The organism is Micromonospora sp. AMSO31t (assembly GCF_008868175.1).
In the GTDB taxonomy this organism is placed as follows: Bacteria; Actinomycetota; Actinomycetes; order Mycobacteriales; family Micromonosporaceae; genus Micromonospora.
The window spans coordinates 18,025-42,794 of sequence record NZ_WBKT01000010.1; the positions used below are offsets into that span (position 1 = coordinate 18,025).

Below are 24,770 nucleotides of genomic sequence, written 5' to 3' on the forward strand. Positions count from 1 at the left end.
CCGGCTCACCACGGGTCACCCGTCGGGCCTTCCACCCTGTTGCGCGCCGAGGTGGTCGTCGAGGCGGCTCTCCACGTCCTTGAGACGGCGCTCCGCATCGTTGACCGCGTCCCGCAGCGTCCCGCGTCCGTTCGGGTGCAGCTCCGTCTCGATCCGCCGCAACCGCTCCGGCACCCCCGGGATGGCGTCGTGGCCCGGTCGGGCCGGCACCCCGTACCAGTCCTGCCGGAACTCCTCGTTCTGCCGGGCCAGGCGGCGCAACGGCCGGCTCACCGTCACGGCCAGGGTCAGCGCGCTGAGGATCGCGCCCAACACGACGCCTGCTGCCGCCCACTGCTCCAGCGTCATGCCGACCACTCCCGAGCCCGGCCGCCTGCGACGGTGACGTCCGGCGCGTTCGCGCCCTTCTTCGGTAGCGTGCGCACGGCTCGACCCTCCCGAGTCCGCTCGAGGCCCCCGCGCCCGGGCCGCGAGCGCCGGCCGGGGGCGACCATTGCTGATGTGCGTGCCCGTTCGAATCCTGCTCGCGACCTGGTCATCGGGGCATCGCCCGTCCAGCAGGACGATCGGAGCGCGGCCGGCCGCCGGCTCGGGTGTACGGCGGATGTCGGCCCGGTGACCTCGTTCGGGGTAGCCCGTTCGGCTGAGGCTCGGGGCGGAGACGTTCGGGCGGGGTCCGATCCGGCGGCGTGAGATTGCCGACCTGTACGCCTTAACGATTGTTCGGCCACACTGGCGCCATGGCTGAGAACTCCCCCGTCGAGCCCGCCGCCGACCATGTCACCGACATCGGCCTGCGCCGCATCGACCACGTCGGGATCGCCGTGGCCGACCTGGACGCCGCGATCGACTTCTACGGGCGCACCTTCGGGATGCGCTGCGTGCACACGGAGACCAACGAGGAACAGGGCGTACGCGAGGCGATGCTCGCGGTCGGGCCGACCACCGAGGGCGGCTGCCTGCAGTTGCTCGCCCCGCTGTCGCCGTCCTCGACGATCGCCAAGTTCCTGGAGCGCAACGGGCCGGGCGTGCAGCAGGTCGCGTACACGGTGACCGACATCGACGCGGCCTGTACGGCGCTGCGCGAGCGCGGCGTGCGGCTGCTCTACGAGAAGCCGAAGCGGGGCACCGCCGACTCGCGGATCAACTTCGTGCACCCGAAGGACGCCGGCGGCGTCCTGGTCGAGCTGGTCGAGCCGGCCGCGACCGGGCACTGAGCCACGCCGAGGGGCTCCGGCCGAGGCGTCCGGAGCCCCTTCCTGCTCGCTGGGACACAGCGCGGCACTGCGCGGTTTCACGTTCCCACGGACACCTCCACGCATCGGCGGATGCAGTTTTTCACAGAGGACTTCCCGCCCTAGCTACCGTTCAGTAACGTCCGGGCCCACAGGAGTGCGACCGGTGCCGGATGTGTCGATTGCCGACATGGCGGTCCCGTCGCACCGGCGCCGACGATGGCAGCACCCCTGCCCGCCCGGTGCGGGTGCGCAACGAACGGGAGGTCACCGTGCAGGACATCCTCGAAGCGATCATGGCGGCGGAGGGCTCCGCGCAGCCGGAGAGGGAACTCGCCGGCATCGCCGGCCTGCCGGTACCGGAGACCTACCGGGGCGTGGTGGTCCGCGCCGAGGACACCCGGATGTTCGACGGCATGGCCACCCGGGACAAGGACCCGCGCAAGGCACTGCACGTCCAGGAGGTGCCCACCCCCGAGCTGGGCCCCGGCGAGGCGCTCGTCGCCGTGATGGCCAGCGCCATCAACTACAACACCGTGTGGACCAGCATCTTCGAGCCGCTGCCCACCTTCAAGTTCCTCCAGCGCTACGGCCGGCTCTCCGAGCTGACCCGCCGGCACGACCTGCCGTACCACGTGGTCGGGTCGGACGCGGCCGGCGTGGTGCTGCGGACCGGGCCGGGCGTGACCCGGTGGAAGGCGGGCGACGAGGTGGTCGCGCACTGCCTCTCCGTCGAGCTGGAGGACGCCGCCGGCCACGACGACACCATGCTCGACCCGCAGCAGCGGATCTGGGGCTTCGAGACCAACTTCGGTGGGCTGGCCGAGATGGCCGTGGTCAAGGCCAACCAGCTCATGCCGAAGCCCCGCCACCTGAGCTGGGAGGAGGCGGCCAGCCCGGGGCTGGTCAACTCCACGGCGTACCGGCAGCTGGTCTCCCACCACGGGGCGAACATGAAGCAGGGCGACGTGGTGCTGATCTGGGGCGCCTCCGGCGGCCTGGGCGGCTACGCCACCCAGATGGCGCTGGGCGGCGGGGCCATCCCGGTCTGCGTGGTCTCCTCCCCGGAGAAGGCCGAGCTGTGCCGGAAGATGGGCGCCGAGCTGGTCATCGACCGCACCGCCGAGGGCTTCCGGTTCTGGAAGGACGAGGAGACCCAGGACCAGGACGAGTGGCGCCGCTTCGGGGAGCGCATCCGCGAGCTGACCGGTGGCGAGGACCCGGACATCGTCTTCGAGCACCCGGGCCGGGAGACCTTCGGCGCCAGCGTCTACGTCGCCAAGAAGGGCGGCACCATCGTCACCTGCGCCTCCACGAGCGGCTACCTGCACCAGTACGACAACCGCTACCTGTGGATGCACCTGAAGCGGATCGTCGGCAGCCACTTCGCCAACTACCACGAGGCGTGGCAGGCCAACCGGCTCGTGGCGCTCGGCAAGGTGCACCCGACCGTGTCGCGGACCTACCCACTGGAGCAGACCGGCCAGGCCGCGTACGAGGTGCACCGCAACGCGCACCAGGGCAAGGTCGGCGTGCGCTGCCTGGCGCCCACCGACGGTCTCGGCGTGCGGGACACCGAGCTGCGCGCCCGGCACGAAACCGCCATCAACCGGTTCCGCGGGCACTGAGCGACGGCATTGCCTTTCCGGTAGGACGCAACACCATTCGATTGCCGCACGACAAAGGGCCGCGGGCACCCACCCGCGGCCCTTTTCGCGTCCTTCCCGTGGGGTCGCCCGACCCGCCCGGGACCTGCCAAGATCGCCAGTTGGTCCGGTCCCGGCACGCGGCGAAGTTGACCATGTAAACAGGACACGAAAGCTGCGGACCGCTCTTGCGAAGCACCCTGGGGCGTCTGCGAGTATGTCCCAATGCCCCAGCAGCAGTCCTCCCCTCTTGCGTTCTTCGATAACGCGAACTCACAGCCCGATTTCACCGTTGGCCTGCGTGGTTACAACACCAACCAGGTCGACGACTTCATCGGCCGGCTGACCGCCGCCCTGAGCCAGTCCGAGCAGGCCCGCGCCGAGGCCGAGCAGCGGATGAACGACGCGCAGCGCCGGCTGCGCCAGGCCGAGCAGCGCCAGGGCGCGCTCGAGCAGAAGCTCACCGAGACCAACAAGCAGCTCGAGGAGAACAGCCGGCCGACCCTCTCCGGCCTGGGCACCCGCGTCGAGCAGATCCTCCGGCTGGCCGAGGAGCAGGCCAACGACCACCGCAACGAGGCCAAGCGCGAGTCGGAGGGCATCCTCTCCGCCGCCCGCCTCGAGGCCCGGGAGATCACCGACAAGGCCCGCGCCGAGGCGGCCGCCATGAAGGCCACCGCCGAGCGCGAGGCCGGCAGCGTCCGCACCGCCGCCGAGCGCGAGGCCGCCGAGGTCCGGGTGCAGGCCCGCCGCGAGGCCGACACCCTGCGCGCCGACGCCGACCGGGAGACCAAGCAGCTGCGCACGGTCACCGCCCACGAGGTGGCCGAGCTGAAGTCCACGGTCGAGCGCGAGGTCGCCACCCTGCGCGCCACCGCCGAGCGGGAGATCACCCAGCAGCGCGCGAAGGCCGCCCGCGAGGCCGAGGAGAAGCGGGCCGAGGCCACCAAGCTGCTCACCGACGCGCGGGACAAGCGCGACAAGGACCTCCAGGCCCTGGAGCTCCAGCTCGCCGAGCGGCGCGAGAAGGCCGAGCGCGAGGAGTCCCAGCGGCACGCCGCCCAGGTCGCGCAGACCCAGAAGCTGGTCAGCGAGGCCGAGCAGCGCGCCCATGCCGCCCAGGAGCGGGCCAAGGAGATCGAGCAGCGGGCCGAGGCCCGCCGGGTCGAGTCCGAGCGCACCGCCACCGACACCGTCGAGAAGGCCAAGGCGCTGGCCGACAAGACCGTGTCCGAGGCCAGGGCCGAGGCGCAGCGACTGCTCAGCGAGGCCCGCACCGAGGCCGAGCTGACCACCCAGGCGGCCCGCCGCGAGGTCGAGGACCTCACCCGGCAGAAGGACGCGGTCACCTCGCAGCTCGGGCAGATGCTCTCCGGCCTGGCCGGCATCGTGCCGGGCGTGCCGGCGGCGGGCGCCAACAAGCCGGAGGCCCCGAAGGCCGACGGCGCCGACAAGAAGGTCACGGCCGAGTCGGCCAGCTGACCCCACCACCCGCAGACGGGGCATGAGCCGCGGCGCGGGGTGACACCGGGTGACCGGTGCCGCCCCGCGCCGTCATGCTTTCCCGCACGTTTCGCCAGTTCAGTGGGGTGCACCTCCCAACAGGGGCGTCCGTATCGCCCCAGCAGGGCCGGATGCGTGTGAGGATGGGGGCATGTCGCACGGCGAGGAACTGTTCGCCCTCGGCGGGGACGTGACCACGGAGCCCAGCTTCGAGTCCGCTCTGCGGGGGTACGACAAACGACAGGTCGACCGTTACGTCGCTCGTGCGGAGCACGAGATCTCCGCGCTGACGACCGAGCGGGAACAGGCGTACACCCAGATCCACAAGCTGGCCGGCCAGGTCGAGGTGCTGCAACGCGACCTCGCCCAGGTGCGCAAGCAGGTGGGTGTGGTGGACCGGGCCTCGTTCCGGCATCTCGGTCCCCGGGTCGAGCAGATCCTCACCATGGCCGAGGAACAGGCCGACGACATCCTGGCCGCCGCCAACGAGGAGATCGAGGCGCGGCGGGCGGCCGCCGAGCACATCATCGAGGAGGCCCGGGAGCAGGCGGCCCAGGCCCTCAAGGACTTCGAGATCGCCCTGGCGGCCCGCCGGGCCGAGGAGGAGCGGCACACCGCCGCCCGCAAGGCCGAGGCGGAGTCCACCCTCTCCGCGGCCCGGGCCGAGGCCCAGTCCACCCTCTCCGCGGCCCGGGCCGAGGCCGAGAAGCTGCGGAAGGACGCCCAGGACGCGCTGGCCAGGGCGCAGCAGGAGGCCACCCAGCTCCGGGACACCGCCAAGGAGATCCACACCCGCGCCCAGCAGGAGTCCACCCGACTGCGCGAGGCGGCCAAGGAGGCGCTGGCCAAGGCCCAGCAGGAGGCCACCCAGCTCCGCGAGGCGGCCAAGGAGGTGCACGCCAAGGCCCAGCAGGAGGCCAAGCGGCTCACCGACTCCGCCGCCGAGGCCGGCCGGGCCACCCACGCCAAGGCGCTCGCCGAGGCCAAGAAGATCGTCGACGACGCGGAGGAGGCGGCGAAGGTCACCCGCGGCCGGGCCCGCACCGAGGCCAACCGGCTCACCACCGAGGCCGCCGAGGCCGGCAAGCGCAACCGCGCCGAGGTCGAGACCTACGTGCAGCGGATGCGGAGCGAGACCGAGGCGTACGTCCAGCAGGCCCGTGCCCAGACCCAGCAGGAGCTGGGCGCCTGGCGGGCCGGCGTGGAGAAGGAGGTCAAGGCGCGGCAGGAGACGGCGGACAAGGAGCTGGCCCAGCGCCGCGCCACCGCCGAGCAGGAGTTCGCCAAGCGCCGCGACGAGCTGGACAAGCAGCACACCAGGCGGCAGGACGAGCTGGAGAAGGCCTACACGGCCCGGCGCGCGGAGATCGAGCAGGGCGCGGCGGAGCTCCGGCAGGCCGCCGAGCAGGACGCGCTCACCATGCGCCAGCGGGCCGAGGAGGAGGCCACCGAGCTGCTGCGCCGGGCCGAGGCGGACGCCGCCGACAAGCGCCGCAAGGCCGACGAGCACGTGGCCGCCTCGCGGCGGCAGTTCGAGGAGTACGCGGCCACCACCCAGCAGCACCTGGCCACCACCCAGCAGCACCTCGCCGCCACCCAGCAGGAGGTGGCCGCCGGCCGGCAGCAGCTCGCCCAGGTGATGCTGGAGATCGCCAACGCGCAGCAGGAACTGGCCGACCTGCGCACGGAGACCTGGAAGTCCCGCCAGGAGTCCGACGACCTCCAGCGCCGGCTCGCCGAGCTGCGCACGGAGGCCGGGCCGGCCGGCCTGGCCGCCACTCCCGTCGACCCGGCCGAGCTGGCCACGGCGGCGGGCGGCCGCGAGGCGAACGGCACGCCGGCGGGCGACCGGGCGCCGGTGCCCGCCACCGCCAAGGGCACCGCGACGGTCTCCCCCAACGGCGGCGCCCCCGCCGAGGCCGGGGAGCCGTCGGCGGACGCCGCGAAGTCCCGCCCGGTCGCCGAACCCGTGACCACCGTGGACGGTTCGGGCGCCAACGCCGGGGTGGACGGCGAGCCCACCGTGGCCGCCGTGCCGGGCGAGGGCGGCCGGGGCGCCACCCCCACGAAGATCACCAGCACCGGCGAGAACGGCAAGCGCCCGACGAAGCCGACCACCGACGAGCGCAGCGCCAAGCCGAGCACCGTCACCGTCGACAAGGACTGACCCTCCCGGTCGGCGCCACCGCACGGCGTGATCGAGCAGGGGATGGCCGGGGCGGACGCCGACCGCTAACGTGCGGGGCACGGGCTGCACCGCCGAGGACTCGTCCGGTGCGCACGGTCCGCCGCAGGGCGCTCCGCCGGGCCGGAGCGGGAGCCGGGGAGGCACGGGTGTCGCAGGACGGATCCGCCGGCCCGGACGACGACCCGCGCCCCGACCCCGATCCGCCCGGCGCGAGCGCCACACCCCGCCGCAGCGGCACCCGGGAACCGGCCGCCGCACCAGCGCCGGCCGGCACGCCGTCACTGACCGAGGTCGCGGTCGAGACCGAGTTCGAGCCGAGCGGGCGCTTCGGCGTGCCGGGTCGGCCGCTGCGGCGCAGCAGCTTCCTGATCGGCTTCACCGGGGCGCTCGGCGTGCTGCTGGCGTACACGGTGTTCCTGGGCGTCCGGAACTCGGCCGGCATCCTGGTCCTGGTGGTGATCGCGCTCTTCCTCGCCGTCGGCCTGCACCCGGCCGTGGTGCGGTTGCGCCGGTGGGGGCTGCCGCAGGGGCTGGCCGTGGCGGTGGTGACACTGACCGTCGTGCTGCTGATCATCGGCGGGCTGCTGGCGCTGGTGCCGCCGGTGGTGACCCAGTCCGGGCAGTTCATCGACCACCTTCCCGGCTATGTCGACGAGCTGCGCCGCAACCCCACCGTCAACGACTTCGTCGAGCGCTACGACGTGATGCAGCGCGTCCAGTCGGCGGCGAACGCGGACACCATCGGCCGGGCCCTCGGCGGCGTGCTGGGCGGGGCGCAGCTCATCTTCGGCACCATCTTCCGGGCGCTGACCGTGCTGGTGCTGACCATCTACTTCCTGGCCTACTTCAACAAGCTGCGCGACCTCGGATACGCGCTGGTGCCCCGGACCCGCCGGGAGCGGGTCCGCCTCATCGGCGACGAGATCCTGGCCCGGGTCGGCGCGTACATGGTGGGCGCCCTGGCCATCGCGGTGCTGGCCGGGGCGAGCACCTTCGTGTTCGCGCTGGTGGTCGGCCTGCCGTACCCCTTCGCCCTGGCCGTGGTGGTCGCGGTGACCGACCTGATCCCGCAGATCGGGGCGACCCTGGGCGCCGTGGTGGTGACCCTGGTCGGGCTCGCCACCGACCTACCGGTCGGCATCGCCTGCCTGGTCTTCTTCCTCATCTACCAGCAGGTCGAGAACTACCTGATCTACCCGAAGATCATGCGCCGGGCGGTCTCGGTGAACGAGGTGGCCGCGCTGCTGGCCGCCCTGCTCGGGGTGTCGCTGCTGGGCGTGGTCGGCGCCCTGATCGCCATCCCCACGGTGGCCGCGCTCCAGCTCATCCTGCGCGAGGTGGTGCTGCCCCGGCAGGAGTCCCGTTGACCGTCAGCCGGCGCGGCGCTGTTCCGGGCCGGGCACCGGGGTGTCGGCGAAGGCGGCCACCGTCCGGTCGGCGTACGCGCTGGCGTCGCCGGTCTCCATGGGGCCGTCCCAGGTGGTCGGCAGCGGGACCGGCACGGACGGGTTGACCCGGCTGACGATCTCGTTGAGCACGGTCTCCGCGTCGCCGACCCAGAGGTGCTTGGCGCCGGGCACCCCGACCACCTCGGCCTGCGGCACCGCGGCGAAGCGCTGCCGGGCCTCCTCGGGGCGCAGGTAGTCGTCGAACTCGGGGACCAGGGCGGTGAGCGGCCGGCCCGACTCGGCCCAGACGGTCAGGTCGGCGGGCGCGGAGTAACGCAGCGGCGGGGAGAGCAGGATGGCACCGGCCACGGCCGGGTCGCAGCCGTACTTCAGCGCCAGGTCGGTGCCGAACGACCAGCCGACCAGCCAGATGTTCGGCAGCTCGTGGAACTCGGCGTACTCGATGGCGGCGGCCACGTCGAAGCGCTCGCCGACCGCCCCGTCGAAGGTCCCCTCGCTGGTGCCGCGGACGCTGCTGGTGCCCCGGGTGTTGAAGCGGAGCACGGCAAGGTCGGCCAGCGCGGGCAGCCGCCAGGCCGCCTTGCGGAACACATGGCTGTCCATCATCCCGCCGTGGGTGGGCAGCGGGTGCAGGCAGACCAGGGTGCCGACCGGCTCCCGCTCCAGCGGCCGGGCCAGCTCGCCGACCAGCGTCAGCCCGTCGGCGGTGTGCAGCTCGATGTCCTCCCGGCGGCCGGGCAGGATCGACGACGCACGGATCGGTGTGCTCACCGCTCCAGTCTCCCGCGCCGCCGTCCGCGCCGCCCGCCGGGGCGGAAACAGGGTGATCCAGATCGCTCAGCCGTGCCGGGGGGCGCCCCGGCCGCGCTGGAGGTTCGGTCCGCGCCGGTCCCGGGCCCGCCAGCAGCCGCTGTGCCAGTGCCGGCGGTCGGTCAGGTCACCCCGGTCGTCGGCCGGCCAGGCCACCACGTGCGCCACACCGGGACGGATCTCCTGGTCACAGCCGGGGCACCGGTACGTCTTCACCGACGCCCCGCCGGTGATCCCGCGCACCTGCCAGTCGCCGTCGCGCCACTGCTGGACGGTCGGCACGCCCTGGCGGGCCCGCTCGGAGTCCAGGTGGGCGGTCTCGTCCCGGCGGGGACGGTTGCGACGGGGGCTCACGGTCACCAAGCGTACGGTCCGCCGGCCGGGGCGGCCCGGGTCGGGCGGCTCCGGCCGGCGGACCGGCTCAGTCCCAGGTCGCCGGATCGGTCAGGTCCTTCGCCACCTGCGCCCCGGCCAGCACGCCCGCCATGTCTGCCTCGGTGAACGTCGGCTGGTCCTTGAGAACTCCGTCCGTCCACGGCCCCCCGACATCGGCGGTCAGGTGCGCTTTCGGAAAACCGAGCAGTTCCATCTTCGTACCGGCCGGGTAGAGGTAGGCGGGACGGCCCCCCACCGTGCGGTTGCTCTCCGTGGAGCTTCCGGAGATCTGCGACCCGTAGAGCAACTGCACCCACATGGTCGCCGACGGCTCCCGGCTGATGGTGAGCTGGACCTGGAGACTTCTCGGGAAGACGGTGGCGTCGACGGAGCAGAAGCCGACGGACGCGCCCACCGGCAACGAGGTCAGCCGCAGCGGCGCCGCGCACCGGCGCGCCTCGTCCCACCGCACCGCGCTGAGCGCGCGGGTGAGCGCGGACACGTCTCCCCCGCGCATGCTCGCCCGGGCGTAGAGCCCGGCTGCCGGTCGCCACCAGGTGACATACCCGTGGCTGCCGCTGCCCAGCGCCACCCGTTGGATGCTGCCGTCGAAGGTGGGCTTCGGCAGTGCGTCCACCGGCCACCCCTCGATGCCGCTCCCGGCGAACGCCGCGGAACCGGACAGCTCGACGGTGACCGCTCGACCACCACCGGCGTCGAACCGGACCGACTCGACCTGTCGGCCCTGGACCGCCCAGCCGAGGTAGCGGCCCTTCGCCGGGTCGACGGAGAAATGCAGCACCTGCGGGTCGGTGCCGACCAGTTCGGGGTGCTGGGCCGCACCCGGCACCCCGTCGGCGCGGGGCGGCACCGGTGCGGCGTCGGCCGGCGAGGCAGCCGTCGACGGCCCTCGCCCGGTGAGCCCGGCGAGGTCCGTACCGGTCGCCCCGAGGAAGCCGAGGACGCCGGCCAGGGCCAGCGCCGTTCCCGTCGTGGCACGCCGGCGCAGTTGGCGGCGGCGACCCCGGGTGCGGGACTGCCGGATCAGGCGGTGGACGTCGGTCTCCCCCTCGGCGTGCTCCCGCAGCACCGAGGTGATCCGCTGGTCGAGGTCGGTCACGGCCGGCTCCCCTTGGTCGTCGGGACGCCGCAGCGCTCCCGGAGCTGGGCGAGCGCCCGCATCGCGTGGGTGCGGACGGTGACCGGCGAGCAGTCGAGGATCTGGGCGATGGTCGCGTCATCCAGGTCCTCGTAGTAGCGCAGCACCAGCACGGCGCGCTGCCGGTCCGGGAGGGCGCGGATCAGCCGCCACATCTCGTCCCGGTCGGCCGCCTCGCCGCCGAGGTCACCGCGCTGGGGCCGCTCGGCGAAGGTGTCCACGGCCAGCTCCCGGCTGGACCGCCGGCGCCACCACGAGCTGTTCGCGTTGACCAGCATCCGCCGCACGTACACGTCGGGCCGGTCGGCCCGGGCGATCTTCCGCCAGTGCACGTACGCGCGGGCCAGCACGTCCTGGGTGAGGTCCTCGGCGCGGTGCGCGTCCCCGGTCAGCAGCCGGGCCAGGCGCAACAGGGCCGGGCCGCGGCTGCCGACGTACTCCTCGAAGGTCACGCCCTGAAGACGCCGTCACCGGCGCCCGGCGTTGACCCGGATCAGCGCTTGGTGTGGTCGCGGAACCCGCGGCCGCTCTTGCGGCCCAGGTAGCCGGCGGTGACCAGGTGCTCCAGCAGCGGCGCGGGGGCGAAGCCCGGCTCGCGCAACTCCAGGTAGAGCTCCCGCTGGATGGCCAGCGAGACGTCCAGGCCGACCACGTCCAGCAGCTCGAAGGGCCCCATCGGGTAGCCGCAGCCGAGCTTCATGGCGTAGTCGATGTCGTCGGCGGTCGAGTAGCTCGCCTCCAGCATCTTCACCGCGTCGTTCAGGTACGGGAAGAGCAGCGCGTTGACGATGAACCCGGACCGGTCGCCGCAGACCACCCCGGTCTTGCCGAGCCCCGCGCAGACCGCCCGGGCCGTGGCGGCGGTCTCCGCCGAGGTGCGGATGGTCTGCACGATCTCCACCAGCGGCATGATCGGCGCCGGGTTGAAGAAGTGCAGGCCGATCACGTCGGCCGGCCGCTGGGTGGCCATCGCCACGTCGATCACCGGCAGCGACGAGGTGGTGGTGGCCAGCACGACGCCCGGCTTGCAGATCTCGTCGAGGCTGGCGAAGAGGGCCTTCTTGACGCTCAACTCCTCGACGACCGCCTCGACCACCAGGTCGACGTCGGCCAGGTGGTCGAGGGTGGCCGACCAGGTGACCCGACCCAGCGCGGCGTCCCGGTCGCCCTCGCTCAGCTTGCCCCGCACCACGCCCTTGTTCAGCGAGGTCTTGACGGCCTCGCAGACCTTGGCGGACTTCTCCGCGCCCCGGGTCACCGAGATGACCTCGTAGCCGGCCTTGGCGAAGACCTCGATGATGCCGGTGGCCATGGTCCCCGAGCCGACCACGCCGACCTTGGCGATCGCCCGGGCGCCGTCGGCGAGCGCGGCGCCCGTGCTCACCGGGGTGTGCTCGTCGGGTACGACCACCGGGGAGCCCGGCCGCTCATAGGTGTAGAAGCCGCGGCCGGACTTCCGGCCGAGCAGGCCGGCGGTGACCATCTGCTTGATCAGCGGCACCGGGGCGTGCCGGCGGTCGCGGCCGCCGCGCCGGTACATGGTGTCCAGGATCTCGTACGCGGTGTCGAGGCCGATCAGGTCCATCAGCGCGAGCGGGCCCATCGGCAGGCCGCAACCGAGCTTCATGGCGGCGTCGATGTCCTCGCGGGTGGCGTACCGGGACTCGAACATGCCGACCGCGTGGTTCAGGTAGCCGAACAGCAGCGCGTTGGCGATGAAACCGGCCCGGTCGTTGATGGTGACGTCGACCTTGCCGAGCCGTGCGCAGAGCGCCTCCACGTCGGCCACCACGTCGGCGGAGGTGACCACGGTGCGGACCACCTCGACCAGCTTCATGACCGGCGCCGGGTTGAAGAAGTGGATGCCGATGACCTGGTTCGGCCGGGTGGTGGCGACCGAGATCTCGGTGACGCTCAGGGAGGAGGTGTTGGTGGCCAGGATCGCCTCGGGCCGGCAGACCCGGTCCAGCTCGGCGAAGATCCGCTGCTTCAGGTCCAGGTGCTCGGGCACCGCCTCGATCACCAGGTCCACCGAGTGCAGGGCGTCCAGCCCGACCTGCCAGTCGATCCGGGCCAGCAGGGCGTCCCGGTCGGCCTCGGCGAGCTTGCCCTTGGCGACGGCGCGGTCCGTGGAGCCGGTGAGGGTGGCCCGGCCGCGCTCCAGGGCGGTCGCGGAGATCTCGACGGCCACCACGTCGATGCCGTTGCGGGCGAACACCTCGACGATGCCGGCACCCATGGTGCCCAGACCCACCACACCCACACTGGTGAACTCGCGCGCCACGACCGGCCTCCCCTGGTTGACTCCGCCGTCGCCGACGTGAACGGCGGCTAAGGTTATGCGCCGGAGTCTGCCATGTGACGCTGCGTTGTCGAGACGCCGTGGGATATTTCACGCACCGCGTCGGTCAGACCCCGGAGGGCACCTCCGTGAGCGCCAGCAGCTCGGCCACGAACTCGGCCGGCCGCTCCAGGTGCGGGCTGTGGCCGCAGCCGGGCAGCACCACCTCCCGGTACGTCCCGCCGGCCGCCGCGTACCGGTCGAGCACCGCCCGGGTCTGCCCGACCATCGGCTGCGGCGGGCAGTCCGCCGCGCCCGGCCAGCCCGGCACCATTCCGAGCGACCCCAGGTACGCCAGGTCGAACAGCGAGGTGTCCGAGACGATCACGTCGGCGTCGCCGCGTACCCAGGTCACCGGCCGCTTGGCCGCGACGGCGACCAGCTCGTCGGCGAGCCGGAAGTGGGCGGGCGCCAGCGCGTTGAGCACGCCCCGCTCCCCCGCCGCCATGCCCGGCCAGTGCGCCGAGGCCACCGCCGTGCCGGGGTAGTTGTCCTCGCCCGTGGCGGTGGTCAGCATGCTCTCCAGCAGCAGTTCCTCGTCCCCACCCAGCGATGCCGGGTCGGCCACGTACGCCGAGCGCAGCACGTTGCGCGGGCTGGTCGGGCCGTCGGCGTCCCGGTCGCGTGCCGCCAACCGCGCCACGAAGTCGGGGTTCGCGGTGCCCGCGCCGGTCCCGGCGAAGTCGGGCGTGGTGGGGGTGCCGTCGAGATCCCGGGTCCCACCGAAGCCGTACGGGGAGACCGGCGCCTCCAACAGCAGCCCGGCCACCCGGTCGGGGTGGTCGACCAGCAGCCGCATCGCCACCCCACCGCCGAGCGAGTGCCCCACCACCACGGGCCGGGCGCCGGGGGCGAACAGGCCGGGGGCGTCGAGCAGGGCGGCCACGTCGTCGGCGAAGTCGCCGAGGCCCCGGGTGGCGTCGACCGGGGCGGTGTCGGTGTCGCCGTAGCCGCGCAGGTCGGGGGCCACCACCCGGAGCGTCTCCGGCAGCCGGGGCAGCAGTGGCTCCCAGAAGGCGGCGGACGACACGTTGCCGTGCACCAGCAGCACCGGCACGCCGTCCGGCGGGCCGGCCACCCGGACCGCCTGGACGATGCCGTTGGCCCGGACGGTGTGTCGCTCGCTCCCCATCCGCGCATGCTGGCACGGCCACCCGCGACCGGTCCATGTGGGCCGGCCCCATGCGAGGCCGGTGGCCGGTGTGGCCGAACTCAGGGTCAGCGGTGCGCCTCGACCGCCAGCGGCAGGGTGCCGCGCGACTCGACCGGCGTGCGCGGCGAGGGCGGGACCGGCAACGGCAGGGTGGGCCGCTGGTCGCGGCGCGGCTGCCCGAAGCTCATGCCGACCGGGTCGGTGCGGGCCACGCCCGGGTCGAAGAAGCGCAGGTCGGTGCGGCCCAGCCGGATCACGTCGCCGTCGGTGAGCGCCACGCTGCCGACGATCCGCTGGTCGTTGAGCCAGGTGCCGTTGGTCGAGCCGAGATCGGTGAGCACCACCCCGTCGGAGGTGGCCTGCACCGTGGCGTGCCGCCGGCTCAGATGCGGGTCGGCGAGCACGATGTCGGCGCTCGGCGCCCGACCGACCAGCTGTGGATCCCGGCCGACCCGGAAGCTCAGCCCCCGCATCGTCCCACCCGACACCGTCAACAGCGGCATCAGTTCCGGATGCTCCTCCATGGACAGTCGACCTCCACCCCACCGTCGCTCCGCGGCGTCAGCCTGCCACCTCACCGTAATCGGTCCCACCACCGCGCGGTCACCCCCGGGACCCCGGCCGGCCATCTCCTGTTCGCCGTTTCGGCGGGCGCCGCCGGTTCAAGGGGCGGCACGTCCGTCGATCCCGCCGACCCCGCGACACCGCCGACCTGGGCAGAGGGTACGACTCCCGCGGGGCCTACCGGTGAGTAACGCTCGGGTCTAGACTCCGGCCATGACGGCTGTGCGTGTCCCCGGGACCCCGCTCATCGAGGACGGCCGACTCGTGTCGACCAGTCCGGCGACCGGCGCGGAGGCCGGCCGGCTTCCCGTCGCGACCGAGGCGGACGTGCGGGCCGCGGTGGAGCGGGCCCGCACCGCCGCCGACTGGTGGGCCGGGCTCGGCTTCGCCGGCCGGCGCGACCGGCTGCTGCGCTGGCGCGGCGTGCTCGCCCGCCGGATGGAGGAACTGGCCGACCTGGTGCACACCGAGGGCGGCAAACCGGTCGGCGACGCCGTGGTGGAGATCCTCACCGCGCTGGAGCACATCGACTGGGCCGCCCGCAACGCCCGCCGGGTGCTCGGCCCGCGCCGGGTCCGCTCCCGGCTGATCCTCGCCGAGTTCACCGCCCACCTCGAATACCAGCCGTACGGGGTGGTCGGCGTGATCGGCCCGTGGAACTACCCGGTCTTCACCCCGATCGGCTCCGCCGCCTACGCCCTCGCCGCCGGTAACGCCGTGGTGTTCAAGCCGAGCGAGTACACCCCGGCCGTCGGGCAGTGGCTCGTCGACCGGTTCGCCGAGGTGGTGCCCGAACAGCCGGTCCTCCAGGCCGTGCACGGGCTCGGCGACGTCGGCGCGGCCCTGTGCCGCTCGGGAGTGGCGAAGCTGGCCTTCACCGGCTCGACCGCCACCGCGAAGAAGGTGATGGCCGCCTGCGCCGAGACGCTCACCCCGGTGCTGCTGGAGGCCGGCGGCAAGGACGCCATGATCGTGGACTCCGACGCCGACCTGGACGCCGCCGCCGAGGCGTGCGTCTGGGGCGCGCTGACCAACGCCGGGCAGACCTGCATCGGCATCGAGCGCGTCTACGCGGTCGACCAGGTCTTCGACGCCTTCGTCGACAAGGTGGTGACGAAGGCCGGCCGGCTCACCGTCGGCCCCGACGGCGCCGACATCGGGCCGATCACCATGCCGTCCCAGGTCGACGTCATCCGGCGGCACATCGACGACGCCGTGGCGGCCGGCGGCCGGCCGGTGCTCGGCGGCCCCGAGGCGGTCCAGCCGCCGTACGTGCACCCGACCGTGCTCGTGGACGTGCCGGAGGACTCGGCCGCCGTGCGCGAGGAGACCTTCGGGCCGACGCTGACCGTCAACCGGGTCCGCGACGTGGACGAGGGTGTCGAACGGGCCAATGCCCTGTCGTACGGCCTCGGGGGTTCGGTCTTCGGCCGCAAGCGGGCCGTGGCGGTCGCGCGGCGGCTGCGCTCCGGCATGGCCGCGGTCAACTCGACGCTGACCTTCGCCGGCATGTCCACCCTGCCGTTCGGCGGCGTCGGTGACTCCGGCTTCGGCCGCATCCACGGCGAGGACGGGCTGCGCGAGTTCGGCCGGGCCAAGTCGATCACCCGCCGCCGGGCCCGCTCGCTGCTCCCGTCGATGACCTTCGAACGCACCCCCGCCGACGTCGCCCGCCTGGTCAAGGCCGCCAAGCTGATGTACGGCCGGGGCCGCTGACCACCCCGGCCCGGCCGGCTCAGAACAGGGTCAGCTCGTCGCGTTCGATGCCGCGCAGCTTGTCGTAGTCGACCACCACGCACCGGATGCCCCGGTCGGTGGCGAGCACCCGCGCCTGCGGCTTGATCTCCTGCGCGGCGAACACCCCGGCGACCGGGGCGAGCAGCGGGTCCCGGTTCATCAGTTCGAGGTAGCGGGTGAGCTGCTCCACCCCGTCGATCTCGCCGCGCCGCTTCACCTCGACCGCCACCGCGCGCTGGTTGGCGTCCCGGCAGAGCAGGTCGACCGGGCCGATCGCCGTCATGTACTCGCGCCGCACCAGCGTGAACCCCTCGCCGAGGGTCTCCGGGTTGGCCGCCAGCAGCTCCTGCAGGTGCGCCTCGACGCCGTCCTTGCGCAGGCCCGGGTCGACACCCAGCTCGTACGAGGTGTCCTGGAAGATCTCCTCCAGGGTGATGCGCAGCTCCTCGCCGGCCTTGTTGACCACCCGCCACACACCGGGGGCCTCCTCCAGCCGGCACGGGGGGCTCATCCAGTTCAACGGCTTGTAGGCCCGGTCGTCGGCGTGGATCGACACCGACCCGTCCGCCTTCACCATGAGCAACCGGGTGGCCAACGGCAGATGCGCCGACAGTCGTCCGACGTAGTCCACCGAGCACTTCGCAATCACCAACCGCACCCGACGAGGGTAGCGGAGCACCCGGCAGTCGCCGACGAGCGCCACTGGCGTACCGGTGCGATATTGAGATCGTGCTCGAAGTTCTCACCGGTTCCGGTCTCGCCGCGTCGGCGGGCCTGAACGCCTACATCCCCCTCCTGCTGATGGGTCTGCTCGCGCGCTACACCGACCTCATGGACCTGCCGAGCGGCTGGCAGTGGCTGGGCAACGGCTGGGTCCTGCTGATCCTCGCCGTGCTGCTCGCCGTCGAGGTGGTGGCCGACAAGGTGCCGGTGGTCGACCACGTCAACGACGTGGTGCAGACCGTGGTCCGGCCCACCGCCGGGGGCCTGGCCTTCGGCGCCGGCTCCAGCTCGGAGACGGTGACGGTCAGCGACCCGGACACCTTCTTCTCCACACACCAGTGGGTGCCGGTCGTGGTCGGCGTGCTCCTCGCGCTCGGCGTGCACCTGCTCAAGTCGGCGGCCCGCCCGGTCATCAACGCGACCACCGCGGGCTTCGGCGCCCCGGTGGCCAGCACCGCCGAGGACGCGACCAGCGCGATCATGTCGGTGGTGGCCATCCTGCTGCCGGTGCTCGTGCTGGTGTTCCTGCTCGGGTTCGTGGCGTTCCTCTTCTGGTTCCTGCGGCGGCGCCGAGAGCGCCGTCGCGAACGTCAGGCGGCTCGGGCTGCCGGGTTCCGGGTCTGAGTTCCGCTTCCTTCGTGGTTGCGGTGGGGGCCGTCCGCCGTCCTTCCCTTTCGGATACGCCGCTGGCCGGCACCCCGTGTTGGGGGTGCCGGCCAGCGGTTGTTTGGGTCAGCTGTTCCAGTGCTGGTGGACGATGTCGGTGGCCTGCTGCTCCCACTGCGCGTACGCGTCCGGGTAGGCCGAGACCTGCACGGTCTGGGCGGCCTCGGTCAGCGGCATGTCCTGCCAGCCGTCGACCTGCTTCAGACCCTTGAGGAACGCCAGCGTCGAGTACTCCGGGTCGGTGATCTGCTCCGGCGTGCCCCAACCACTGGTCGGGCGCTGCTGGAACAGGCCCAGCGAGTCGTGGTCATTGGCGTCGCCGAGGTGGCCCAGGTTCTCCAGCTTCGACTCCTGCAGGCTCGTGGCGATCGAGATGACCGCGGCCCGCTCCGGCAGGCCGGCCTTCTTCGTCGCCGCGATGATCGCCTTGGCGTTCGCGGTCTGCTCGTCGTTCAGGTCGATGTGCGACTGGGCGCCCTGCACACTCACCGCCACCGGCGCGGTATGCACCGGCTCAGCAGCGTGGGCGGCGATCGGACCGGCGAAGACACCACCGGTGAAAGCCAGACCAGCAATACCCAGCACACTCTTACGCAGCATCGTGTTCATCCGGATGGCTCCATTCGGGGGTCGGCGCACACGCCGATGGGGGTCGGCTGTGTGTGCGCAAGCACCGTCAGGCGCTCAAGAAAGTCTTAGGGGGATCATCCAGCACGCGGGGCAGAGCCTCTACGTCGCCGCCGGGACCATGTACAACGACCGGCCGGCCACCGTCATTCCCGGCCGGGCAGTCCCGCCTCGCGGGGCGGTCGCTCTCGGCGGGTCACCCCGGGAGGCGGGGCGTGGTCCTCCGCCGTTCACCCGGATACAACGACCCCCACCCGCCGGCCATTCCACCGCCAGGATGCCGCCGGTCACCCCGGAACCGGACACCGCGCCCAGGTCGGGACCGTCGGTGGAACGCTATGGATGTATCCGGACCCGGGAGACACACATAGCGTTCCACTCAACGCCCGCGCAGGGCACAACCGGACACTGACCCCACACCGAAGCTGCCTGGGTGGGCGGCTACGAACGTGATGACGTAAACGGATCGGCGCGCTGGGGCACCCCAACCGTCTCCGCGCCAGCGCCTTTCGAGCTGATGTCGGGAACGACTCACTCGTGGACGCCATCCGGTCCGCTCCTGCCGGCCCTGCCGGCCCTGCGGGCGCGCCGGCGAGTGCGACAGCGGTGAGTCGTCCTCGATATCAGCTCGAAAGGCGTGCTCCGGTGACGGCCGGGCCGCCACCTCCTCGCCCACGCCTACCAACTTGATGACGCAGGCGGATCACTCGCGCCAATCGGGTGCCTGCGCGAACTGAGTCGTCCACGTCATCAAGTTCGTTGCGGCTTACGACATCTCCGCAAGTTCAGCCGGCCAGGTGCGTTCCGGCGTGCGGCACGGTCAGAGGCGTTCACGTCATCAAGTTCGTAGCGGCTCACGGCCTCTGCCAGTTCAGGCGGCGAGTGTTTGGTGCCGGCGGGCGGCACGGTCAGGGGGTGCGTCTCATCGACGTCGTGGCGCTCGCGGCCCGCCGGCGAACGTGTTCGTGCCGGCGTGCGGCGTGGTCACGGTCGTTCACGGCATCAAGGTCGTCGGGCTCACGGGCCCGGCCGGTCAGCCGCCGAGGGTGTAGGTGCCGGCGTGGGGGACCGTCACGGTCGTCCACTCGCCCGAGGGGGCGAGGGTGGCGCCGCCGGAGACGGTGAGCCAGCGGTCGTGGCGTACCCGCAGCGGCACCGGGCCGGGGCCGGGGGCATGGAAGGTCACCGTGGCGGCGTCCTGGCGGACCAACTCGCCCGGCGTGCCGACCAGCGGGGTCGGGTCGGCCACCGCGTAGAGCCGCCAGTGCGGGTCCGACCAGACCTCGGTGAGGTAGGGCAGGCCGGCGCTCACCAGGTCCGCCTCGGGCCGCCCGACCCAGGACAGCTCGACGTCGGGCACGGCGACGTACTGCACGGCGTTCTCCGCCAGCCAAGTGCGGTAGGTGTCGGCGGTCAGCGGGACCCCCGTGCCGGGCGCGCCGGGGACGGTGGCGAAGAAGAGCGGGTTGCGGGCGATGTCGGCCTGGCGCAGCCAGCCCCGGGCGAGGGGCACCTCGCCGAGGTGGGCGGCCTCCCAGTAGTTGCGGGTCGGCGGCACCTCGACCCGCCCGGTGAGCCCGCGCCGGTCCAGCTCCGCCCGCAGCGGCGCGAAGTACGCCGGGTCGGCCGTGGGGTCGTCCGCGCTGGCTACATCGGCGACGACCACCGGCGGCTGCCACACGCAGACCGCCACGAGCAGCGCTGCCAGGGCCACCGCCGCTGCCGCCCGCCGTCGCCATGCCGACGCCGCCGGCCTGAGCACACCCACGGGCTTAGGGCCGCCCTCCGGGCTCGGTTCGACCGCCGACGCCGGTTCGCCTGCCGGCGTGGGCTGGCCCGCTGCGTTGGCGGGGTTGCGTCCGGATCGCCAGTTGGTCAGGCGGCGGGGGAGCGTCGCGGATGCGGCCAGCACGGGCAGCGCGAACATCACCACCAGGCGGGTGGCGTTCAACCCGACCGGGGTGTGCAGCAGGGCCGCGGCCAGCACCCCGGCCGCGGACAGCAGCGCGCCGACCCGCACCGGCCGGTGGGCCACCAGCGCGGCCACCAGGAGGCTGGTCACCACGGCGTGCACGGTGTCGGTGCGGCTGATGTTCATCCAGCCGCCCTCGCCGAAGAGCAGGCCGGTCACGGCGAGAGGCGCGGCGGCGGGCACGGCGAGCAGCAGGCCGTCGGCGTACCGGCGGGTGAGCAGCAGCGCGACCCCGGCGAGGCCGACGAAGAGCCCGGCCACCGGGCTGGCCGCGGAGGCGAGCAGGGCGGCCGCGGCGGCCAGCACGGCCCGCCACCACCGGGCCCGGCCGGCGCCTCCGGTGGGCAGGGTCAGCGCGAGCAGCGCGGCCAGGCCGAAGGCGACCCCGAGGGCGTACGTGACCCGGCCGGAGACCAGGTTGCCGGCGATCGTGAGCACCCCGACGAGGCTGCCCAGCAGCGGGCGGGGCACGCGGGTGCGGACCAGCAGGGCGGCGAGCGCGCTGGCCGAGGCGAGCAGGGTGAGCGCGCCGGTGGGGCGGACCCCGAGCAGGGCCATGAGCGGCGGCGAGACCAGGCTGTAGCCCCACGGGTGGACCCCGCCGTACCAGCGCAGGTCGACCAGGGCGGGCCCGTGTGCGGCGAAGAAGCCGGCCCGGGCCACCTGGGCGGACAGGTCCGATCCGGTGGCCGGCAGGGTGAGATACAGCACGGCGAGGACCAGCGCGGACGCGGCGGACACCGCCACCACACGACCGCCCCGCATGCCCACCTCCTGATCGCGACCCACCGTACTGGCAGCATGTCCGGCGTGCCTCACCACCTCTCGCGCTGGATCGGCCTGGCGGGCTCGGTGCTGCTCGCCGTCGCCGCCTACCTCGGCGGCGCGCTGCCGCACGGAGACCTGCGACCCACCCCGGTCAGCATCTGGCAGGGCCCGAACGGGCCCCTGATCATCGGTCTCTGGCTGGTCGGTACCGCCCTGCTGGCCGGGGCCTGGTGGTCGCTGCGCGACCGGGCGCCCTCGACCCGCTGGGTGCTCGTCACGGTCGCCCTCTGGCTGCTGCCGATGCTGTTCACCCCGCCGCTGGGCAGCCGGGACGCCTACGCCTACGCCTGCCAGGGTGCCAGCTACTCGGCCGGGATCAACCCGTACGAGCAGGGCGTGTCGGCGCTGCCCTGCCCGTGGCTGGACACCATCTCCTACATCTGGCGGGACACCCCGGCGCCGTACGGGCCGCTGTTCGTGGTGCTCTCCGGCGCCGTGGTGTCGGCGGCCGGGTCGCTGGCCGGCAGCGTGGCGCTGTTCCGGCTGCTCGCGGTCGCCGGGGTCGGGCTGACCGCCTGGGCCCTGCCGGTGCTGGCCCGCCGCTGCGGGGTGCCGCCGCAGCGGGCGCTGTGGCTGGCGCTGGCCTGCCCGCTGGTGCCCGTGCACCTGATCTCCGGGGCGCACAACGACGCGCTCATGGTGGGCCTGCTCATCGCGGGGCTGGCCGTGGTGGCGGCCCGGCCGGGCCGGCCGCTGCCGCTGCTCGCCGGTGGGGTGCTGCTCGGCCTGGCCGCCGCCGTCAAGGTCACCGCGCTGGTGGTGGTGCCGTTCGCCGCGCTGGCCGCGATCGTCGGGCCGTACCGGATCCGGGCGCTGGTCCGCGACGGCGCCTGGGTGGTCGGCGCGGCCGTCGCCACCGTGGTGGCCGTGACCCTGGCCGCCGGCCTCGACTTCGGCTTCATCAGCGGCCTGGAACAGGGCGGCCTGGTGGTGGCCTGGACCTCGCCGCCCACCGCGGTCGGGCAGAGCGCCGGGTACGTGGCGGCGCTCTTCGGCGCGCACATCGACGCGCTGCCGGTCACCCGGGGGATCGCCGTGGTGGTCCTCGTGGCGGTGCTGGTCTGGCTCTGGTTCCGGGCGCTGCGCCGCGGGGAGCCGTTCTGGCACGCCGGTCTGGCGCTGACCGCGACCGTCGCGCTCTCGCCGCTGTTCCACCCCTGGTACTGGATCTGGCCCCTCACCGTGCTCGCCGCCACCGCCCGCCGGACCAGGTGGTTCGCGCTGGTGGCGCTGGTGTCGGCGTTCCTGGTGCTGGCCGACGGCACCGGCCTGCCCCGGTGGTCCAAGATGCCGGGCGCGCCCCTCATGACGCTGTTGGTGATCGTGGTGGTGGTCCGGTTGGTACGTTCGGCTCGGGCGGCCCGCCGGCCGGTCCCCGCCGACCGAGGAGCCGACTGAGAGAGGTGCCGGTGAGCGAGCCCGGCGCGCTGCCCGACGGACCGGTCCGGCCGGTGGCGCCCGCGCTCGCCCGGTACGCCGGGCTCGCCGGGGCGGTGCTGCTGACCGTCGCCGGCTGGCTCGGCGGCGCGCTGCCCGACGCCCCCGCCGTGACCAGCCTCGGCGACGCCTGGCGCGCCCCGCACGGGCCGGCGGTGCTCGGCTGCTGGCTGGCCGGCACGGTGCTGCTCGTCGGGGCCTGGTGGTCGCTGCGCTGGGGCCCGCCGTCGGGCCGCTGGGTGTACGCGACCGCCGGGCTCTGGCTGCTCCCGCTGCTGGCCGCGCCGCCGCTCGGCAGCCGGGACGTCTACTCGTACGCCTGCCAGGGCTGGTCGTGGACGCACGGCGTCGATCCGTACCGGGTCGGGGTGGTGGCGGCCGGCTGCCCGTGGGCGGAGAGCGTGTCGCCGATCTGGCGGGACACGCCAGCCCCGTACGGGCCGTTCTTCGTACTGCTCGCCGGCCTGGCCGTGGTGCTCGGGGGCGGCCTGGTCGGCGCGATCGTGGTGTTGCGCGTGCTGGCCCTGGCCGGGGTGCTGCTGGCCGCGGTCTGCCTGCCCGGGCTGGCCCGGGCCGTGGGGGTGCCGACCCGGCGGGCGGCCTGGCTGACGCTGGCCTGCCCGCTGGTCGGGGTGCACCTGGTGGCCGGCGCCCACAGCGACGCGGTCGGCCTCGGGCTGCTGCTGTTCGGCCTGCTGGTGGTGGTCCGCCGGCCCGGCCGGCCGCGGGCCCTGGTCGTCGCCGGGGTGCTGTTCGGGCTGGCCGTGGCGGTGAAGGCGGTCGCCGTGGTGGTGCTGCCGTTCGCGGTGCTGGCCGCCGTGCCGGGCCGGCACACGTGGCGGGCGCTGCTGCGCGACGGCGGTTGGCTGGCCGGGGGACTGCTGGGCGCGCTGGCGATCAGCAGCCTGCTCACGGGTCTGGGCCTCGGCTGGGTGCGCGGCCTGGCCCGCAGCGGCGACTCCGAGCAGTGGACGTCTCCACCGACCGCGGTCGGTCTGGTCGTCGACTACGCGGGCGCGCTGGCGGGCCGGGACCCGCAGGCCGTGCCGGTGGTCCGCGCGGTCGCGCTCGCCGTGCTCGCCGTGCTGCTGGTGGTCCTGTGGTGGCGGTCGTGGACGGCGTTGCGCCGGCTGGGCGAGGTCCGGCAACCGGTGGTTCGCCCGGCCGCCGTCCGGCCCCGGGTGGCCCTGGCCGGGGCCGGCCTGGCCCTGGCCGCCACCGTGCTGCTCGCGCCGGTCTTCCACCCCTGGTACGCGACCTGGCCGCTGGCGCTGCTCGCGGTGGCGACGGTCGCCGTGGCCCGGACGGTGTGGTTCGTGGCGCCCTGCGCGGTGGCCTCGCTGCTCGCCCTGCCCGACGGCACCAACCTGGCCCGGTTCACCAAGGCGCCGGGCGCGATAGTCATGACGGCGCTGGTGGTGGCCGTCGTGGTGGTGGCCGCGGTCCGGGCCCGCCGCGCCCGCTGAACTTTCCCGAAGTGGTTGACGCGCGCCCACCCGGCCTCTATGTTTAACGCATCCGTTAATTAACAGGATGGTTAAGCAGTGGCCGAGGACCGACTGAGCGTCATCTTCGCGGCGCTGGCCGACCCGACCCGCCGGGGGATCCTCGCCCGGCTCGCGGAGGGGGACGCCACCGTCTCGGAGCTCGCCGAACCGTTCGCGATCAGCCTGCCGGCGATCTCCCGGCACCTGAAGGTGCTGGAGCACGCCGGGCTGATCACCCGCAGCCGGAGCGCGCAGTGGCGGTCCAGCAGCCTCAACCCGGAGCCGCTGCGCGAGGCGACGGCCTGGATGGAGCGCTACCGGCAGTTCTGGGACGCCAACTTCGACCGGCTCGACGCGCACCTCAGGCGGGTCCAGGCGCAGACCGAACGGAAAGACCGATGAGAGAGGACAGCAGCATGACCGACACGCAGGCGACCCAGGAACTCGTCATGACCCGGGTGTTCGACGCTCCGCGGGAGCTGGTCTGGCGCGCGTTCACCGACCCGGACCAGTTCGCCGAGTGGTTCGCCCCGGTCGGCTGGTCCGTGCCGCGGGACACCGTCGACATGGACGTCCGGGTCGGCGGCCACCAGCGCTTCGTCATGGTCAACGACGAGGACCCGGCGATGACCTCGCCGGCCGACGGCACCTTCAGCGAGGTGGTGGAGCACGAGCTGCTGGTGGGCTACGAGGAGGCGCACGGCGTGCCGGGCGTGCCCGACGGCACCCGGTTCACGCTGCGGCTGGAGTTCCACGCCGAGCCCGGTGACCGGACCCGGCTGGTGCTGCGCCAGGGCCCGTTCGCGCCGGAGATGCGGTCCGGTGCCGAGCAGGGCTGGGGCAGCTCCTTCACCAAGCTGGACGCGCTGCTCACCCGCTGAGGCGGACCCGCGAACCGGCCGGGTCGGCC

At 73.5% G+C, this 24,770-nt stretch carries 22 protein-coding genes; 11 read left to right on the forward strand and 11 right to left on the reverse strand.

Features of this window, described 5'->3' with window-relative positions; translation table 11 throughout:
- Positions 1–15: 15 nt before the first annotated feature.
- On the reverse strand, positions 16–348 hold the full coding sequence (locus F8274_RS04140) for a hypothetical protein (RefSeq protein WP_151460932.1): 333 nt from the start codon (positions 346–348) through the stop codon (positions 16–18).
- 392 nt (positions 349–740) lie between these two features.
- Here F8274_RS04140 and mce point away from each other — a divergent pair, with 392 nt between their 5' ends.
- From mce to F8274_RS04165, 5 genes are all read left to right on the forward strand, one after another.
- The gene (gene mce, locus F8274_RS04145) at positions 741–1,217 is read left to right on the forward strand and encodes a methylmalonyl-CoA epimerase (protein WP_151460933.1); all 477 of its coding nucleotides are present in this window, start codon (positions 741–743) and stop codon (positions 1,215–1,217) included.
- A 290-nt stretch (positions 1,218–1,507) separates the two neighbouring features.
- Positions 1,508–2,863: a crotonyl-CoA carboxylase/reductase gene (ccrA, locus tag F8274_RS04150; protein WP_151460978.1), complete on the forward strand. Its 1,356-nt coding sequence runs from the start codon at positions 1,508–1,510 to the stop codon at positions 2,861–2,863.
- 243 nt (positions 2,864–3,106) lie between these two features.
- Positions 3,107–4,363 (forward strand): DivIVA domain-containing protein, encoded by a 1,257-nt coding sequence (locus tag F8274_RS04155; protein WP_151460934.1) that lies wholly within the window; start codon positions 3,107–3,109, stop codon positions 4,361–4,363.
- 172 nt (positions 4,364–4,535) lie between these two features.
- A complete protein-coding gene (locus tag F8274_RS04160) occupies positions 4,536–6,551 on the forward strand; it encodes a hypothetical protein (RefSeq protein ID WP_151460935.1) in 2,016 nt (671 codons plus the stop codon).
- Positions 6,552–6,853: 302 nt separating this feature from the next.
- Positions 6,854–7,939 (forward strand): AI-2E family transporter, encoded by a 1,086-nt coding sequence (locus tag F8274_RS04165; RefSeq protein ID WP_151460979.1) that lies wholly within the window; start codon positions 6,854–6,856, stop codon positions 7,937–7,939.
- Positions 7,940–7,942: 3 nt separating this feature from the next.
- On the opposite strand, the gene F8274_RS04170 is transcribed toward F8274_RS04165, so the two are convergent.
- The 7 genes from F8274_RS04170 to F8274_RS04200 form a co-directional block, all read right to left on the reverse strand.
- A complete protein-coding gene (locus F8274_RS04170; protein WP_151460936.1) occupies positions 7,943–8,752 on the reverse strand; it encodes an alpha/beta hydrolase in 810 nt (269 codons plus the stop codon).
- A 66-nt stretch (positions 8,753–8,818) separates the two neighbouring features.
- The gene (locus F8274_RS04175; RefSeq protein ID WP_151460937.1) at positions 8,819–9,151 is read right to left on the reverse strand and encodes a hypothetical protein; all 333 of its coding nucleotides are present in this window, start codon (positions 9,149–9,151) and stop codon (positions 8,819–8,821) included.
- Positions 9,152–9,212: 61 nt separating this feature from the next.
- A complete protein-coding gene (locus tag F8274_RS04180; protein WP_151460938.1) occupies positions 9,213–10,286 on the reverse strand; it encodes a hypothetical protein in 1,074 nt (357 codons plus the stop codon).
- Positions 10,283–10,777, reverse strand: a complete 495-nt coding sequence (locus tag F8274_RS04185; RefSeq protein ID WP_151460939.1) for a SigE family RNA polymerase sigma factor — start codon at positions 10,775–10,777, stop codon at positions 10,283–10,285. Before F8274_RS04185 ends, F8274_RS04180 begins: the two co-directional genes overlap by 4 nt.
- A 41-nt stretch (positions 10,778–10,818) precedes the next feature.
- Complete coding sequence (locus F8274_RS04190) at positions 10,819–12,609, reverse strand: 3-hydroxyacyl-CoA dehydrogenase family protein (RefSeq protein ID WP_151460940.1); 1,791 nt, start codon at positions 12,607–12,609, stop codon at positions 10,819–10,821.
- Between the two features lie 124 nt (positions 12,610–12,733).
- A complete protein-coding gene (locus tag F8274_RS04195; RefSeq protein ID WP_151460941.1) occupies positions 12,734–13,798 on the reverse strand; it encodes an alpha/beta fold hydrolase in 1,065 nt (354 codons plus the stop codon).
- A gap of 86 nt (positions 13,799–13,884) precedes the next feature.
- Positions 13,885–14,343: an FHA domain-containing protein gene (locus F8274_RS04200; RefSeq protein WP_151460942.1), complete on the reverse strand. Its 459-nt coding sequence runs from the start codon at positions 14,341–14,343 to the stop codon at positions 13,885–13,887.
- Positions 14,344–14,596: 253 nt separating this feature from the next.
- Here F8274_RS04200 and F8274_RS04205 point away from each other — a divergent pair, with 253 nt between their 5' ends.
- Complete coding sequence (locus F8274_RS04205) at positions 14,597–16,099, forward strand: aldehyde dehydrogenase family protein (RefSeq protein ID WP_151460943.1); 1,503 nt, start codon at positions 14,597–14,599, stop codon at positions 16,097–16,099.
- A 19-nt stretch (positions 16,100–16,118) separates the two neighbouring features.
- On the opposite strand, the gene nucS is transcribed toward F8274_RS04205, so the two are convergent.
- On the reverse strand, positions 16,119–16,778 hold the full coding sequence (nucS, locus tag F8274_RS04210; protein WP_151460944.1) for an endonuclease NucS: 660 nt from the start codon (positions 16,776–16,778) through the stop codon (positions 16,119–16,121).
- A gap of 71 nt (positions 16,779–16,849) precedes the next feature.
- Between nucS and F8274_RS04215 the strand changes: the two genes are divergently transcribed.
- Entirely contained in the window at positions 16,850–17,467 is a 618-nt protein-coding gene (locus tag F8274_RS04215) for a DUF4126 domain-containing protein (RefSeq protein WP_151460945.1), read from the forward strand.
- Between the two features lie 108 nt (positions 17,468–17,575).
- On the opposite strand, the gene F8274_RS04220 is transcribed toward F8274_RS04215, so the two are convergent.
- Together F8274_RS04220 and F8274_RS04225 are read right to left on the reverse strand one after the other, a co-directional pair.
- The gene (locus F8274_RS04220) at positions 17,576–18,118 is read right to left on the reverse strand and encodes a hypothetical protein (RefSeq protein WP_151460946.1); all 543 of its coding nucleotides are present in this window, start codon (positions 18,116–18,118) and stop codon (positions 17,576–17,578) included.
- A gap of 1,051 nt (positions 18,119–19,169) precedes the next feature.
- Positions 19,170–20,873 (reverse strand): hypothetical protein, encoded by a 1,704-nt coding sequence (locus F8274_RS04225; protein WP_151460947.1) that lies wholly within the window; start codon positions 20,871–20,873, stop codon positions 19,170–19,172.
- A gap of 45 nt (positions 20,874–20,918) precedes the next feature.
- On the opposite strand from F8274_RS04225, the gene mptB (F8274_RS04230) reads away from it, so the two are divergent.
- The 4 genes from mptB (F8274_RS04230) (at position 20,919) to F8274_RS04245 (ending at position 24,741) form a co-directional block, all read left to right on the forward strand.
- Positions 20,919–22,334: a polyprenol phosphomannose-dependent alpha 1,6 mannosyltransferase MptB gene (gene mptB, locus F8274_RS04230; protein WP_192579697.1), complete on the forward strand. Its 1,416-nt coding sequence runs from the start codon at positions 20,919–20,921 to the stop codon at positions 22,332–22,334.
- An 11-nt stretch (positions 22,335–22,345) separates the two neighbouring features.
- A complete protein-coding gene (mptB, locus tag F8274_RS04235; protein WP_151460949.1) occupies positions 22,346–23,839 on the forward strand; it encodes a polyprenol phosphomannose-dependent alpha 1,6 mannosyltransferase MptB in 1,494 nt (497 codons plus the stop codon).
- Between the two features lie 78 nt (positions 23,840–23,917).
- On the forward strand, positions 23,918–24,262 hold the full coding sequence (locus F8274_RS04240; protein ID WP_151460950.1) for a helix-turn-helix transcriptional regulator: 345 nt from the start codon (positions 23,918–23,920) through the stop codon (positions 24,260–24,262).
- A gap of 14 nt (positions 24,263–24,276) precedes the next feature.
- Entirely contained in the window at positions 24,277–24,741 is a 465-nt protein-coding gene (locus F8274_RS04245; RefSeq protein ID WP_192579698.1) for an SRPBCC domain-containing protein, read from the forward strand.
- Positions 24,742–24,770: the final 29 nt, after the last annotated feature.

Excerpts from the sequence above, each read along its gene's own strand:
- F8274_RS04160 (WP_151460935.1), top strand. The coding sequence starts at position 4,536 with ATGTCGCACGGCGAGGAACTGTTCGCCCTCGGCGGGGACGTGACCACG.
- F8274_RS04155 (WP_151460934.1), top strand. The coding sequence starts at position 3,107 with ATGCCCCAGCAGCAGTCCTCCCCTCTTGCGTTCTTCGATAACGCGAAC.
- F8274_RS04205 (WP_151460943.1), top strand. The coding sequence starts at position 14,597 with ATGACGGCTGTGCGTGTCCCCGGGACCCCGCTCATCGAGGACGGCCGA.
- mce (WP_151460933.1), top strand. The coding sequence starts at position 741 with ATGGCTGAGAACTCCCCCGTCGAGCCCGCCGCCGACCATGTCACCGAC.
- F8274_RS04200 (WP_151460942.1), bottom strand. The coding sequence starts at position 14,343 with ATGGAGGAGCATCCGGAACTGATGCCGCTGTTGACGGTGTCGGGTGGG.
- F8274_RS04245 (WP_192579698.1), top strand. The coding sequence starts at position 24,277 with ATGACCGACACGCAGGCGACCCAGGAACTCGTCATGACCCGGGTGTTC.
- F8274_RS04195 (WP_151460941.1), bottom strand. The coding sequence starts at position 13,798 with ATGGGGAGCGAGCGACACACCGTCCGGGCCAACGGCATCGTCCAGGCG.
- F8274_RS04140 (WP_151460932.1), bottom strand. The coding sequence starts at position 348 with ATGACGCTGGAGCAGTGGGCGGCAGCAGGCGTCGTGTTGGGCGCGATC.
- F8274_RS04225 (WP_151460947.1), bottom strand. The coding sequence starts at position 20,873 with ATGCGGGGCGGTCGTGTGGTGGCGGTGTCCGCCGCGTCCGCGCTGGTC.
- F8274_RS04220 (WP_151460946.1), bottom strand. The coding sequence starts at position 18,118 with ATGAACACGATGCTGCGTAAGAGTGTGCTGGGTATTGCTGGTCTGGCT.